Here is a 14,561-nt window from a genome sequence, read left to right on the forward strand (position 1 = left end):
TCATCAGGCTGCTATCGAGAGTGACGGGTCGACCCCCGCGGCCAGCGCATCGAAGTATTCCCGCGTCAGCCTGAACTGCTCTCCGGGTGATTCAGCCCGATTGACGATCCGGCGGAATCCCGCATTTTCCGGCCGATCCTTGGCGTACCAGCCCAGGTGCTTGCGTGCGATGCGTACCCCTCGGAATTCGCCATAGAAGGCGTAAAGCGCTTCGAGGTGGCCGAGCAGGATGTCGCGTACCTCGCCCAGCGGCTTCTCCGGCAGGTATTCGCCGGTGGTCAGGAAATGGGCGATCTCGCCGAAGATCCAGGGGCGCCCCTGGGCGGCACGGCCGATGAGCAGGCCGGCGGCGCCGGTGTGATCGAGTACCTGCCGGGCTTTTTCGGGCGAATCGACGTCGCCGTTGGCCCACACCGGTATCGAGCGCTGGGAGACGATTTCGGCAATCGTGTCGTACTCGGCCCGTCCGGCATATTTCTGGTCGCGCGTCCGTCCGTGGACGGCCAGGGCCGCGATGCCGGACTCCTCGGCGATGCGGGCGATGTCCGGGCCGTTGCGGTGCGCGCTATCCCAGCCGGTTCGGGTCTTGAGCGTGACCGGCACATCCACGGCGGCGACCACTGCTTCGAGAATCCGTGCGACCAGGCATTCATCTCGCATCAGGGCCGAACCCGCCCAGGCCTTGCAGACTTTCTTGGCCGGGCACCCCATGTTGATGTCGATGATCTCGGCGCCGTGGTCGACATTGTGGCGCGCCGCCTCGGCCATGCGTTCGGGGACCGTGCCGGCGATCTGCACGCTTACCGGCCCGGGTTCGCCCTCGTGGTCCATGCGCTCGCGCGACTTGCGGGTATGCCACAGTGAAGGATCCGAACTGGTCATCTCCGAGGTGGCCAGCCCCGCACCCAGGTGGCGACAAAGCAGTCGAAACGGTTTGTCGGTTACCCCGGCCATGGGCGCCAGGCCCAGCGCAGGCGCGACGCGATACCCGCCGATCGGAAGAGCGCTGCCGGTTGTCTCGAGGGAAGCTGCAGATGCCATGCTTCATTGTATGATGTCAGGAGCGCCCATTTTATCGGCCGGGCCGTGCCCGGTTTCAAAGCGAGCATGAATTCAAACCAGGAACGCCGTCGTTTCCACCGCTTTCCGTTTCACGCCGACTGCGAGTTGCTGCTCGAGGACGGGCAGGGTTATCCCTGCGAATTGCTCGATCTGTCCATGAACGGGGCGCTCGTGCAGCTGGATGGATCGTCGGAATTCGACCTGGAGCGCCCGGGTGATCTCGGGCTTAAGCTGCGCGGGCTGACCGATGATGGTACGGCCGAGATGCTGATCGGCGTGCAGGCCGTGCGGATCGAGGAGCGGTGCATCGCCTGCCGTTTCGTTGACGTCGACGTCGATGCTTTCGAAAGCCTGAAGGATCTGGTGGCCGCCAACCTGGGCGACCTTTCCATGCTTGATCGCGAACTGACCCAGCTTGATTACTGGCCCGGGCTGTCGGTCTCGCCCGCCGAGGATTGATCAGAGGCTACTTCAATCGTCGAGCAGCCAGTTGGCCATGACGGCTTCGAGTTCGTCCAGGCCCTGACCCGTCGTCGCCGAGAAGGCCTGTACGCCGACGCTTTCTTCAACCGCCTTTCGGACTTTCATCTGGGATTCTTTCTGTTTACCCCGGCCGAGCTTGTCGGCCTTGGTCAACACCAGGTGAATCGGCAATCCACGACCGGCGGCCCAGTTGGCCAAGTCGACGTCGCCGGGCTTGAGCGGATGACGGATGTCCATGACGATCACCAGACCGGTCAGTGCGCGACGTTTCTCGAGATAGCCCTGGATCAGGCCCTGCCAGTGGCGCTTGAGATCACCGCCGACGCGGGCGAAGCCGTAGCCGGGCAGGTCGACGAGGTGGTGGGTGTCATCCAGCCGGAAGAACACCAGCTGCCGGGTCCGACCCGGCGTGCGGCTGGTCCGGGCCAGCGATTTCTGGCGGCACAGGCGGTTGATCAGGCTCGATTTGCCGGCATTGGATCGTCCCGCGATCGCGACCTCGGCGCCGTCGTCGGGCGGCAACTGCGAGCGTTCATGCACGCTGATCAGGTATTCGGCCCGGTGGAGCAGGGTCTGTACGGGTTTCATGGACTCAACACGGCTGGCACAGCGGAGGCTGAGAGGCGATAATATCAGTTTCAGACTTCCAATCAGGAGAAGGATCCAAATGGCTCGATTGTTGGTGATGCTGCTTGCGTCGGCGCCGCTTCTGGCACAGGCCCAGATCGTGGGCGATCCCGAAGCCGGTGAAGAGAAAGCGGCGGTGTGTTCTTCCTGTCACGGCATGGACGGTAATTCGCAGGTCAGTATGTGGCCGAAGCTGGCGGAGCAGCACGCCGGTTACGCGGCCCGCCAGTCGCGGCTCATTCGCGACGAGAAGCGCAGTGCACCGGAAATGTACCCGATCGTGGCGGATATGAGCGATCAGGACCTGGCCGACATTTCCGCTTACTACGAGCAACAGGCTCTCAAGCCGGGAGTTGCCGATGACGCGCTGGTCGATCAGGGTGAAGCGATCTACCAGGCAGGCAACCCGGAATCCGGCGTGCCGGCCTGTGGCGCCTGCCACGGCCCTTCTGGCAGCGGGATCAAGGGTGCCCACTACCCGCGATTGGGCGGCCAGCATGCCGATTACACGGAAAAGCGGCTCAATGACTACCGAAATGGCGTGACCAACGGTGACGACGATCCCTACAGCAAGATCATGGTCGCTGTCGCCGAGAACATGACCGACGAGGAAATCCAGGCCGTCAGTTCCTACATCGAGGGCTTGCACACGGCACGCTGGTAACCTCACGGTACGGCTTGGGAACCTCTGATCAAAGGTTCCCTCGGAACTCGCCCGCGCCGGGCGGGTCTGATTTGGCCATACAACACAAGACAACAGCGGAGTAATCAATGCGCAAGTTTCTCATCGTGATGGCGGGTGCAGCCCTGCTGGGCTCGAGTTCACTGCTGGCCCAGGATTTCCAGGAGGGCGAGCATTTCCAGCGGATCGGCAGCCCCGTCTCCACGCCGGACGACCGGATCGTGGTCACTGACGGATTCGGCTACCCCTGCCCCGCCTGCCGCCGCTTCATGCCCTATCTGAGCGCCTGGGAAGAAGATCTGCCCGATTACGTCGAAGTCGAGCGTCTTCCCATCGCGCTGCAGCCCGGCTGGGACCTGTTTGCGCGTGCTTACTACACCGCCGAGATCATGGGGATTGCCGACGAAACGCACGAAGCCATGTTCAAGGCCCTGCACGATGAGCGCCGCCAGTTCCGCAGTTTTGAAGACATTGCCGGGTTTTATGCCGAGCACGGAGTGGAAGAGGAAAGCTTCGTCAACACCTCGCAGTCTTTCGCCGTCGACGCGCGTATTCGCCAGAATCGTAACGACGTGCGGACTTTCGGCATTCGCGGTACGCCCGCGGTGATCGTCCAGGGCAAGTGGCGCGTGAGCCCCAATGGTTTGGGCAGCTATGACGAAATGCTCTCGGTCGTGGACTACCTGATCGAACGCGAGGCCGAAGCCCTCGGCCTGGGCGGTGATGCACAAGGGGCTGAAGGCGAGGACGCCGCGTCCGAACAGGCTGACGCGGCCACCAGCTGACTTCCGTGGGCGGGCCGTGCCGGCAGCTCAGGCTGCTGAGCTACAACATCCAGGCCGGCACCTCGACCGGCCGTTACCACGAGTATGTCACCCGTAGCTGGCGGCAGGTATTGCCCAACAACCAGCGTGTCGCCAACCTGGATTCGATCGCCGAACTGGTGCGCGACTACGATATCGTCGCACTTCAGGAAGTCGATTGCGGCAGCCTGCGTTCAGGCTTTCTCAACCAGGCCAAGTATCTCGCGACGCATGCCCAGTTTCCCTGGTGGAGTCACCAGGGCAATCGCAAGGTGGGCATCGTTGCCCATGCCGGTAACGGCCTGCTCAGCCGCATCGAACCCGGTGACATCGAAGAGCACCGGCTCCCCGGCGCCATTCCGGGGCGCGGGGCGATGGTGGCGCGCTTTGGCGAGGGCGACGCCGCCCTGTGGCTGGTGGTGCTGCACCTTGCACTGGGTCGTCGGGCGCGGTCGCAGCAGCTCGACTACGTGGCCTCGCTGGTGCATTCCTTTCCGCACGTGGTCGTGATGGGCGATTTCAACAGCGGGCCGGGTTCGCGCGAAGTCCGCCATTTCTGCGATCAGGCCGGCCTGGTGCGGCCGGGCGGCGAACCGGTGCTGACGTTTCCGTCCTGGCAGCCGCAACGGGCGATCGACCATATCCTGGTCTCGCCCAATATGCGGGTGAGCGATCTGCGGGCCCTGCCCGTGACCTTTTCGGACCACCAGCCGCTAGCCATGACCGTGGAAATCGACGACGAGGTCGAGTTACCAGGCCATGCGGACGGCAACCAGAATCAATACCCCACCGAATACTCGTCGTAAGCCCGATGCCGGCAAGCGGTGAGCCAGCGCCACGCCGAGCGGCGCGGCGGCCAGCCCGCCCGCGCCGATGGCCAGCATCCCCGGAAGCCAGATGTGCCCGAGTTGCTGGCCCGGCCCGGGCCCGACGGGCGCGATCAATGCAAACACGATCGAGCCGGCCAGCGCGATCGGCCAGCCACAGGCCGAGGCGTTGGCGACTGCCCGGACCATGGTGTAGCCGTTGCGGGCCAGGTAAGGCACGTTGAACGTGCCGCCGCCGATGCCGACCAGTGCCGAAGCCGCGCCGATAACCGGTCCGGCCAGCCACCACATTCGCGGGAAGGGGGCTCGGGAAGCGGGCTTCGGTGCCGGGGCGAACAACATGCGCAGGCCGATGATGGCCGCGATGATCGCGAAAACCCGGGCCAGCGCGTCGCCCGAGACGGACGTGGCCAGCCATCCCCCGGCAGCTGCGCCTGCTGCCACGCCGCTGCCCAGCCGGGCGATCGTCGGCCAGTCGACTGCGCCGCGTCGGTAATGGAACCAGACGGCACTGGCCGCAGTCAGCAACATGGTGGCCAGCGAAGTGGCGATGGCGACCGGGACGGCGACATTTTCGTCGATTTGCCGGACAGTGAGCAGGTAAGTGAGTGCGGGCACGATGACCAGTCCGCCGCCGATGCCCAGCAGTCCGGCCAGGATTCCGGCCGCAAGGCCGATGAGAAGCAGCAGGACGATGGAAACTAACACTTGTCAGGATGCCCGACTCGTAGCAGGATGCCTAGTGTACTGTCTGGTGCCAGGCAGTACATTGACGGTGGAGCGTTGAGGCGATGAAAGCAAGGATCATCTTAGTGGCCCTTTTGTCGGGTCTCTGGGCAACCGCCGTCCTTGCCGATCGCGCGGCCGAACGCGAGATCTTCCGACAGGGCTGGCAGGCGGCCGAAAGCGGCGACCAGCCGGGTATCGTGCAGGCCATATCGGCCTTGCCCGACTACCCGCTCACGCCCTATCTCCAGTTCGAACTGTTCCGGCAGCGCATTGATAAAGTGCCTGCGGAGGTGATGACCGAGTTCCTGGCCCGCTACCGCGACTGGTCGTTCCGGCCCCAGCTGGAGCGCAGCTGGCTGCGCAGCTTGGGCGAGCGTGAGGACTTCGACCGTCTGCTGGCCCATGCCGACGACAGCAAGGACACCCGCGTGCGTTGTCACGTGGCAGCCGCCAGGATTCGGCGCGGGCAGACTGAAGGGCTCGAGCCAGTCGTGCGCGAACTATGGCTGGTCGGCCGTTCGCAGCCGGATGCTTGTAACGAGGCCTTTTCCTGGTGGCGACGGCAGGGCAATCCCGATGCCGGCACGGCCTGGCGCCGATTCCGCCTCGCGCTGGATGCCGGCGAGGCCGGCCTGGCAAGCTACCTGAAACGCTACATTCCGGCCGACGAACGCCAGTGGGCCGATCGCTGGCTGGCGATGGCGCAGCGCCCCCATGTGACGCTTCGGCAGGCACGCCAATGGCGTGATCTGGACTACGCACGCCTGATCGTCGAATGGGGCTTGAAGCGTCTGGCGCGCAGCGACTGGAAGGCCGCCGACGAGTTCTGGCGAGTTTTGGTCCGTCACTTCGACTGGCCCGATGGGGAGCGCGCGGAGATCGAGCGTGATATCGCTCTTTTTCGCGCCGTGGCGCTCGACGCCGGCGCGGTTGCGGCGATCGACGCACTGCCCGACGCGGCCATGGACCAGCAGATGCTGGCCTGGCGGGCCCGCGCCGCCATGGCGCAAGGGCAATGGGCCGAGGTGCTGGCCAGCATCGAGGCCATGTCCCTGCGTGAGCAGGCCGATTCGCGCTGGCGTTACTGGCGTGGCCGGGCCCTGGCGGAACTGCAGCGTCCCGAGGCCATGGTGGCCTTTACGTCTCTCAGTACCGAGGCCCACTACCATGGCTTCCTGGCGGCCAGCCATCTCGGCCAGCCGCTGAGCCTGTGCGAGGAGACCCTGCAGGCCGATGACGCCGTCCAGCGTCGTCTGCTCCGCGATGCCGAATTCGAGCGCGTGCTGGAACTCTTTCACGTCGGCCTGCCCTGGCACGCTCGCAGCACGTGGCGACATCTCTCGCGTCGTTTGATCGAACGTGAGATCGAACAGGCGGCGCTGATCGCCGCCGGTCAGGGTTGGCATCACCTGTCGATCATCGCGCTCAACCAGACCGGGCGGCGTCAGGCCTACCCATGGCGTTTCCCCATGGCTGCCAAGGGAACGGTGCTGGCCGAGGCCCGGCGCTACGGCGTGGATCCGGCACTGGCCTACGGCCTGATGCGGGCGGAATCGGCCATGCAGCCCGACGCGCGTTCTCCGGCCGGCGCCCTGGGTCTCCTGCAATTGATGCCGGGTACGGCGCAGGCGGTTGCCAGGCGCCAGGGCCTGCGCTACGAAGGGTCCGAATCGCTGATCGACCCCGAAATCAACGTGCCGCTGGGCATTGCCCACCTGGGCGAGCTGTATCGGGATTTCGACGGCAACTGGGTGCGGGTGGCCGCCGCCTACAACGCGGGCGCCAATGCCGTCGAACGCTGGCTCGACGAGCGGCCCGAGACGCCGCCGGACGTCTGGATCGAAACCATGCCCTACTTCGAAACCCGCGACTACGTGCCGAAGGTGCTGGCCTTCGCCACCATCTACGAATGGCAACTGGAACGCCAGCCGCAGCTTCTCGCCGGGCAGATCATTCCCGGTTCGGGCCCGGCCGCCGGTTTTGCCTGCCCGCCGTGACGGGCGGTCGGTAGAATGGGGTTCGATTCCAGGTCTGGAGAGAACATGAGAGTGCTGATTCTGGGGGGTTCGGGTTTTGTCGGCTCGCACCTGACACGTCGCCTGGCGCGCGAGGGCCACGAGGTGACCGTGGCAACCCGCTATGCGCCGGGCTGCAAGCATCTCTGGGTGGTCCCGCAGGCAACGATCCGGCAGTTCGATCCGTTTGATCCGGCGAAACTGGCGGAGGAGCTGCGCGGTCACGATGTCGCCATCAACCTGGTCGGTATTCTCAACGAGCGCGGATTCGGCGGCGCCGGCTTTCGCCGCGCGCATGTGGAGCTGGTCGAGCGGATCATCGAGGCCTGCGTGGAGGCCGGTGTGCCGCGAATGATCCAGATGAGCGGGCTCAACGCGGGACGCGGCGAAAGCCACTATCTGCGAACACGCGGCGAGGGTGAGGCGCGCGTGCGCGCGGCCGATCGCGACGGGCGCGTGGCGGGCACGATTCTGCGTGCGTCGACCATCTTCGGGTCCGACGACAGCTTTCTCAATCGATTCGTGGGTCTGCTCAGGATCAGCCCCGTGCTGCCGCTGGCCCGGCCGGGGGCGAAATTCGCGCCGGTCTTCGTCGATGACGTGGTCGAGGCCTTCATGCGGGTGATGGCCGATGACGAGTCCGCGGGCAAGACCTATGAGCTTTGCGGCTCGGAGGAGTGGACCCTGATCGAAATCGTGCGCTGGTTGCGCGACCAGCTCGAGCTTCGGCGCCTGGTCGTGGGTCTGCCGGATTTTCTCGGCCGCCTGCAGGGCCTGGCCTTCGATTTTGTCCCTGGCAAGCCGTTCTCCAGCGACAACTTCAAATCGCTCAAGCTCGACAGCCTGTGCCAGAGCGACGGTTTCGAGGCGCTGGGTATCCGCCCCTGGGGAATGGCCGAGCGCGCGACGGGTTGGTTGCGTCCGGTTGACAAGCAGGCCCGATACCAGCAGTTTCGCCGCCAGGCCACGCGTGAGCGGACCTGAAGCCCGACCGGATCCGGCCGACGGCCTCCGAATCTACTGCGTCGGCGGCGCGGTGCGCGACCGCCTGCTCGGCCGCGCAGCCTCCGACGCCGACTATGTCGTTGTGGGCGCCACGCCCGAGATGATGCAAGAACGCGGTTTCCGCCCCGTGGGGCGCGACTTCCCGGTCTTTCTCCACCCCGTTTCCGGCGAGGAGTATGCACTGGCCCGCACCGAGCGCAAGGCCGGGCGGGGCTACCACGGTTTCGTCTTTCACACCGGACCCGAGGTGACGCTCGAGGATGATCTGGCGCGTCGCGACCTCACCGTCAACGCCATGGCCGAGGATGCCGAGGGACGGATTGTCGACCCCTTTGACGGCCGCCGTGATCTCGCCGACCGGGTGCTGAGACACGTCTCGCCGGCTTTCCGGGAGGACCCGGTGCGCATCCTGCGGCTGGCGCGCTTTCACGCCCGTTTTCCCGCTTTCACGGTCGCCAAAGAGACTCGGACCCTGTGCCGGGAAATGGTGGCCGATGGCGAGGTCGACCACCTCGTGCCCGAACGCGTATGGCAGGAACTGTCTTCCGCGCTGATGGAGACTCAACCGTCGAAGTGTTTCGAACTCCTGCACGAGACCGGCGCGCTGCGCGTGATCCTGCCCGAAGTCGAGCGGCTGTTCGGCGTGCCGCAAGTCGCCGAACACCACCCCGAGATCGATGCCGGTGTCCATACGTTGATGGTCGTCGACCAGGCCGCGCGCCTGGGGGCTGCGTTGCCGGCACGATTCGCCGCGCTGGTGCACGACCTCGGCAAGGGGCTCACACCGGCCTCCGAACTGCCCCGGCACGTCGGCCACGAGAAGGCCGGCCTGGCGCCCATCCGCGAGGTATGTGAACGGCTGCGGGTGAGCGTTGATTGTCGCGACATGGCGCTGCTCGTCGGTGAGCATCACCTCGTTGCCCATCGCGCCCTGGAGCTCAGGCCCTCGACGGTGGTGCGGCTTCTCGAGCGCCTGGATGCATTCCGTCGCCCCGAGCGGCTCGAACCTTTTCTGCAGGCCTGCGAGGCCGACCGCCGGGGCCGTACCGGCCTCGAGGAAGCGCCTTATCCCCAGGCCGATTTCCTGCGCCGGGCGCACGCGGAGGCAGCCGGGGTGAATGCGCGAGTGTTCGTTGAGCGCGGACTCGAGGGACCGGCCATCGCCGAGGCGGTGTACGCCGAACGTGTGAAACGGATCGCAGAATTCGACTAGGGCAGCCGGTTTTTCCAAATCGGCCGGCACCAATCGCCCCGGATGTTGTCAATGTCGTCATCGCGGGTGAGGGATGATGCCGATCCCCGACATAAGAACGACAACGGAGAATTCCTTTTGCCTCTGACTCGACTCGGACTGAGTAATCCGGTGGCCGTGGCCGTGGGCTGCATCCTGCTCGTGATCTTCGGGCTGCTGAGCCTGTCGCGCCTGCCGGTGCAGATGACGCCCAATATCGACCGGCCGACGATCTCCATTTCCACCGGCTGGCGGGCGGCCGCGCCGTCGGAAGTCGAGTCGGAAATCATCGAGCCGCAGGAGAACCAGCTGCGCGATGTCCCGGGCCTGCAGCGCATGACCGCTTCGGCTGGCCAGGGTAGTGGCTCGGTCAGCCTGGAGTTCGACGTCGGCGCCGACCTGAACCGGGCCCTGATCGAGGTGATCAACCGGCTCAACCAGGTGCCGCGCTATCCGGCCGATGTCACCGAGCCCACCGTGCGCGTGGGGTCCGACCAGTTCGGCGATACGGTCGCCTGGTTCGCCATCCGGCCGGTGCCGGACAACAACCGGCCGATCATCGAGTACCAGGATTTCATTGACGAAGTCGTCAAGGAGCGCCTGGAGCGGATTTCGGGGGTGTCTTCGGCCAACCCGCGCGGCGGCCGTCCTTTCGAAGTCCGTATCACCTTCGATCCCTACCAGGCCGCGGCCATCGGCGTCGACCTGACCCGCATCGGCCAGAGCCTGGGCCAGAACAACGACGTCTCCGGCGGCTTCCAGGAAGTCGGGCGGCGACAGTACACGCTGCGCTTCGCCGGGCAGTACGAAATCGCCGATCTGGAGAATCTGGTGCTCGAGTGGCGCGAAGGCCGGCCGGTCTATCTGCGCGATGTCGCCACCGTCGAGCGCGTCATGCGTGACTCTTCAGGCGTGATGACCCAGAACGGCGGCCCGTCGATCGCCATGAACGTCATCGCCGAGCCGGGCGTGAATGTGCTCGATGTCATGGGCGAGATTCAGACAACCATCGAAGAGTTGAGGGCCAGTCATCTGGATCAGGCGGGGCTGGATATCGAGCAGGTCAGCGACGACACGGTCTATATCCGCCAGTCGGTGGGCATGGTGGCCACCAACCTGATCGTGGGCATGAGCCTGGCGGTGCTGGTGCTGTGGTGGTTTTTCCGCAAGCTGCGCGCCACGCTGATGGTCGCGCTGGCCATTCCGCTGTGCCTTTGCTTTGCCTTCCTGGTGCTCGACGGGGTGGGGCGTACGCTCAACGTGATTTCGCTCGCCGGCCTGGCGTTCGCCACCGGCATGGTGCTCGACGCCGCCATCGTCGTACTCGAGAATATCGTGCGCCAGCGCGAGCAGGGCCGTGCCCCGCTGGAGGCTGCCGACCGCGGCACCGGCCAGGTCTGGGGCGCGCTGCTGGCCTCCACGGCCACGACCGTGGCCATCTTCCTGCCGGTGATGTTCCTGCAGGACGAGGCGGGCCAGCTTTTTGCCGACCTGGCGGTGGTGATTTCGGCGGCCATCGTCTGCTCGCTGCTGGTCGCCATCGTCGTCCTGCCGACCGCCAGTTACCGGCTGCTGGGCGATGCGTCGCTGGAGGACCGGCACGCGTCCTGGTGGCAGCGCGGATCCGACTTCATCATGACGCTCACCGATACGCCGCGGAGGCGCTGGGGCTGGATCGCCGGCTTGACCGTCGTGCCGATCCTTATCGGTGCCCTGCTGATTCCACCGGCCGACTACCTGCCCGAAGGTAAACGGAACTTCATTTTCGGATTTCTGCAGACGCCCTCTGGAATGGGGCCGGATACCGCCGAAGAGGAGCTGATCAAGCCCATCAATGAACGCCTGATCCCGTACATCAACGGTGAAAAGGAGCCGGCGATTGAAAATACATTCCTCGGCTTTTTCGGCAGCGGTGCATTTCTCGGCATGCGGGCCGCCGACGAAGACCGGGTCGACGAGCTGATCGATGTCGTCAACGAGGAGATCCTGACCGGCTTTCCCGATACCTTCGGCCGCGCCAACCGCTCGCCGATTTTCGGCGGTCGTGGCAGCCGGCAGATCGAAATCGACTTGCAGGCCGCCGATGTCGAGCAACTGCTGGCAGCCGGGCAGGCCGGATTCGGTCTCATTCAGGAAAAGATGCCAGGGGCTACCATCCGGCCGCAGCCAGGCCTTGAACTGGCGGAGCCCGAACTGCGGCTCGCGCCCGACGACCGCCGCATCGCCGAGTTGGGCTGGGCCCGCGGTGATGTCGCAACGCTTGTGCGCGCCTTCGGAAACGGCGCTTACCTGGGTGATTACTTTGATGGCGATCGCCGCCTGGATGTGATCCTGCGCGGGACCGAGTGGGCCACGCCCGAAGAGTTGATGAGCATGCCGCTGGCCACGCCTTCGGGGCGCATCGCCACGCTGGGCGAGCTGGCCGAGCTGGAACGTACGGCCGGGCCGAACCAGATCCGACGCGTCGACCGGCGCCGCACGCTGTCGCTGCAGGTCACGCCGCCTACTGGCATGCCGATGGAGACCGCGCTGGCCTTCCTGCAGGAAGAGGTTGAACCCGCCATCCGCGAGGCGTTGCCGCCGGACGGCGTGATTACCTACCGCGGCACGGCCGAGGCATTGGGCGAGACCCTTTCCAACCTCGCCGGCAGCTTTCTGCTGGCGATCGTGATTCTCTACCTGCTGATCTCGGCGCTGTTCCGTTCGTTCAAGGACTCGATCCTGGTGCTCATGACCATTCCGATGGCGACCGTGGGCGGTATCGTCGCGCTGCGCATCACCGGCTGGGTGACCGGCCAGGCGATGGATATGCTCACGATGATCGGCTTCGTGATCCTTCTGGGCCTGGTGGTCAACAACGCCATCCTGCTGGTCTATCGCGCCCGTGAGGGCGAACGCGAGGACGGGCTGAGCCGTCGTGCTGCGGTCGAGACCGCGGTTCGCCTGCGCCTGCGGCCGATCCTCATGAGCACCACCACGAGTGTTTTCGGCATGATGCCGCTGCTGGTGCTGCCGGGCGCGGGCACGGAACTGTATCGCGGCCTTGCCGCGGTTATCGTCGGCGGCATGGCGGTAAGCACCCTGTTTACCCTGGTGCTGCTGCCGTCGCTTTTGCGAACCAATGAAGACAAACAAGGCGCCGCCGAAGGCGAGGTGGTGCCGGCATGACAAGGGAATTTCGAATGACACGATTGTTTGTCGCGGCTGTTGGCCTGGTGCTGGCCGCTCCGCTGTGGGGCCAATTCGGCGGTGAGCCGAAGGTGGAGGTTGCTGTGGCCGAGCAGCGTGAGATGGCGCCGACCATGCAGGTCTCCGGAACCGTGCTGTCGCGCTCGGACGCCAGCCTCTCCGCCGAGGTCGAAGGCCGGCTGGTGCAGGTCGCCGATGTGGGCACCCGGGTCGAGGAAGGCGGCGTGGTCGCCCGAATCGAGGATACGACGCTGACTCTGCGCCTGGCCGAACTCGAAGCCGAGATCGACCGCGGCGAGTCGCGCCTGGTCTTCCTCAATACCGAACTGAATCGGGTGGAGCGCCTGGCCGAAACCAACCTGGCGGCGGCGAGCCAGATCGACCAGACACGCTCTGAACGCGACATGGCAAAAAGCGATCTGGCAGTGGCGCGTGCCCGCCTGGCGCAACTCAAGGATCAGATCGAGCGAACGCGCGTGCGCGCCCCGTTTTCAGGGGTGGTCGTCGAGCGGGTGGCACGAACGGGCGAGCGCGTCAGCGTCGGCGCGCGCATCGTGCGCCTGGTCGATCCCGAGAGCCTGGAAGTGGTCGCGCGCGCGCCGTTGCGCTATTACCGCTACGTGCAACCGGGTGACGAGTTGCGGGTCGATGCCGAGGGCGAGGTATTCGAGGCGCCGCTTCGGACCGTTGTCAGCGTGGGCAACGAGGACCTGCACGTGTTCGAACTGCGCCTGGATATCGATCGGCCGCTGCCGGTCGGCCAGACCGCTCGCGTGACGATTCCCACGGCGGAATTGCGCGAAGTGCTGGCCGTGCCGCGCGACGCACTCGTCCTGCGGGGGTCCGGCACGGCCGTGTTCGTGATCGAGGAAGACGGCACGGCTCGCCGGGCCAGCGTCTCGACCGGCATCGGTCAGGGTGACTGGATCGAGGTGGCCGGCCCGATCCAGGCCGGCGACCGGGTCGTCATTCGCGGCAACGAGCGTCTCCGGGACGGACAGACCGTCGAAATCCAGGAAGGCTGAGGCAATCGGGCAGCTGCGCGATCGAGGCAGCGCTTCGAGCACCGCCGCCCGAAGGGGCGGAAGACCGGACCCGCTATCTTTCGTGTCGCTCTCCCGCTCCACCGGCGACGGCGAAAACGCGCTGGTGGCCGTCATCGACCAGCCGCATGCGGCAGCGGTACAGGCGCGAGAGATTGTCAGCGGTCAGCAGCTCGCGGGTCGGCCCGGCATCCCATTCGCCGTTGCCGTAGAGCAACAGCACGTGCGAGCAGTAACAGGTGGCCAGGTTGACCTCGTGCAGGGCCATGACTGCCGACTTGCGCGCTTCGTGTACCTGGCGGTGGAGCACGTTCAGGATGGTCACCTGGTTGGCCGGGTCGAGATGGTTGGTCGGCTCGTCGAGCAGCATCACGGCCGGGTCCTGCACCAGCAGCGCGGCCAATGCCAGACGTCGTGATTCGCCGCCGGACAGGTCCATGCAGCTGCGGTCGGCCAGCTCCAGCATCTCCAGGTCGGCCAGCGCGTCGCGTGCGCGCTCATGGTCGAGTCTCGACTCGCGCGCCCAGGGCTTGAGGTGCGGGTGGCGTCCGACCAGTGCCGTTTCCAGGCAAGTTGCGTCGAAGGCGTAGTGGGTGTGCTGCGGCAGCATGCCCAGGCGTTGCGCGATGTCGCGACGGCTGCGCTCGTCAAGGCGTTTCGAGTCGAGGCGGATGCCGCCGCGCTCGGGTTCGAATACGCCGGCAAAGGCCTTCAGTAAGGTGGTCTTGCCGACCCCGTTGGGGCCCAGCAGGCCCCAGAACTCGCCCCGGCCGATTGCCAGGTTGAGATCGCGCGCGACATCGACCGAGCCGATGCGCACGTCGAGGTCCTCGATGATCAGTGGGCTGTTGGCCGAGGGAATCAT

Annotated in this window: 13 protein-coding genes; 9 read left to right on the forward strand and 4 right to left on the reverse strand. The window is 65.7% G+C overall.

The annotated features are described in order from the left end of the window. Nucleotides 1-3 precede the first annotated feature (3 nt). Nucleotides 4-1,041, reverse strand: a complete 1,038-nt coding sequence (gene dusB, locus ACDC66_RS01845; RefSeq protein ID WP_376694968.1) for a tRNA dihydrouridine synthase DusB — start codon at nucleotides 1,039-1,041, stop codon at nucleotides 4-6. Between the two features lie 66 nt (nucleotides 1,042-1,107). On the opposite strand from dusB, the gene ACDC66_RS01850 reads away from it, so the two are divergent. Beyond that, complete coding sequence (locus ACDC66_RS01850) at nucleotides 1,108-1,521, forward strand: PilZ domain-containing protein (RefSeq protein ID WP_376694969.1); 414 nt, start codon at nucleotides 1,108-1,110, stop codon at nucleotides 1,519-1,521. Nucleotides 1,522-1,533: 12 nt separating this feature from the next. Here ACDC66_RS01850 and yihA read toward each other — a convergent pair whose 3' ends face one another. Next, the gene (gene yihA, locus ACDC66_RS01855; protein ID WP_376694970.1) at nucleotides 1,534-2,133 is read right to left on the reverse strand and encodes a ribosome biogenesis GTP-binding protein YihA/YsxC; all 600 of its coding nucleotides are present in this window, start codon (nucleotides 2,131-2,133) and stop codon (nucleotides 1,534-1,536) included. A gap of 79 nt (nucleotides 2,134-2,212) precedes the next feature. Here yihA and ACDC66_RS01860 point away from each other — a divergent pair, with 79 nt between their 5' ends. From ACDC66_RS01860 to ACDC66_RS01870, 3 genes are all read left to right on the forward strand, one after another. Then, on the forward strand, nucleotides 2,213-2,836 hold the full coding sequence (locus ACDC66_RS01860) for a c-type cytochrome (RefSeq protein WP_376694971.1): 624 nt from the start codon (nucleotides 2,213-2,215) through the stop codon (nucleotides 2,834-2,836). Nucleotides 2,837-2,943: 107 nt separating this feature from the next. Continuing rightward, nucleotides 2,944-3,639, forward strand: a complete 696-nt coding sequence (locus ACDC66_RS01865; RefSeq protein ID WP_376694972.1) for a thiol:disulfide interchange protein DsbA/DsbL — start codon at nucleotides 2,944-2,946, stop codon at nucleotides 3,637-3,639. Between the two features lie 5 nt (nucleotides 3,640-3,644). Beyond that, a complete protein-coding gene (locus ACDC66_RS01870; protein ID WP_376694973.1) occupies nucleotides 3,645-4,463 on the forward strand; it encodes an endonuclease/exonuclease/phosphatase family protein in 819 nt (272 codons plus the stop codon). Here ACDC66_RS01870 and ACDC66_RS01875 read toward each other — a convergent pair. Then, complete coding sequence (locus ACDC66_RS01875) at nucleotides 4,407-5,192, reverse strand: sulfite exporter TauE/SafE family protein (RefSeq protein ID WP_376694974.1); 786 nt, start codon at nucleotides 5,190-5,192, stop codon at nucleotides 4,407-4,409. The two genes, ACDC66_RS01870 and ACDC66_RS01875, sit on opposite strands and share 57 nt — an antisense overlap. A gap of 83 nt (nucleotides 5,193-5,275) precedes the next feature. Here ACDC66_RS01875 and ACDC66_RS01880 point away from each other — a divergent pair, with 83 nt between their 5' ends. From ACDC66_RS01880 to ACDC66_RS01900, 5 genes are all read left to right on the forward strand, one after another. After that, nucleotides 5,276-7,210, forward strand: coding sequence for a transglycosylase SLT domain-containing protein (locus ACDC66_RS01880; protein WP_376694975.1), 1,935 nt, complete (start codon nucleotides 5,276-5,278; stop codon nucleotides 7,208-7,210). Nucleotides 7,211-7,255: 45 nt separating this feature from the next. Next, on the forward strand, nucleotides 7,256-8,212 hold the full coding sequence (locus ACDC66_RS01885; RefSeq protein ID WP_376694976.1) for a complex I NDUFA9 subunit family protein: 957 nt from the start codon (nucleotides 7,256-7,258) through the stop codon (nucleotides 8,210-8,212). Beyond that, on the forward strand, nucleotides 8,199-9,446 hold the full coding sequence (locus ACDC66_RS01890; protein ID WP_376694977.1) for a multifunctional CCA addition/repair protein: 1,248 nt from the start codon (nucleotides 8,199-8,201) through the stop codon (nucleotides 9,444-9,446). Before ACDC66_RS01885 ends, ACDC66_RS01890 begins: the two co-directional genes overlap by 14 nt. 117 nt (nucleotides 9,447-9,563) lie before the next feature. Next, nucleotides 9,564-12,632, forward strand: coding sequence for an efflux RND transporter permease subunit (locus ACDC66_RS01895; protein ID WP_376694978.1), 3,069 nt, complete (start codon nucleotides 9,564-9,566; stop codon nucleotides 12,630-12,632). Between the two features lie 14 nt (nucleotides 12,633-12,646). Beyond that, a complete protein-coding gene (locus tag ACDC66_RS01900) occupies nucleotides 12,647-13,678 on the forward strand; it encodes an efflux RND transporter periplasmic adaptor subunit (RefSeq protein ID WP_376694979.1) in 1,032 nt (343 codons plus the stop codon). 73 nt (nucleotides 13,679-13,751) lie between these two features. On the opposite strand, the gene ACDC66_RS01905 is transcribed toward ACDC66_RS01900, so the two are convergent. Next, a complete protein-coding gene (locus ACDC66_RS01905) occupies nucleotides 13,752-14,561 on the reverse strand; it encodes an ABC transporter ATP-binding protein (protein ID WP_376694980.1) in 810 nt (269 codons plus the stop codon).

Origin of the sequence: Wenzhouxiangella psychrophila (genome assembly GCF_042310375.1) — a bacterium.
Classification (GTDB): domain Bacteria; phylum Pseudomonadota; class Gammaproteobacteria; order Xanthomonadales; family Wenzhouxiangellaceae; genus Wenzhouxiangella.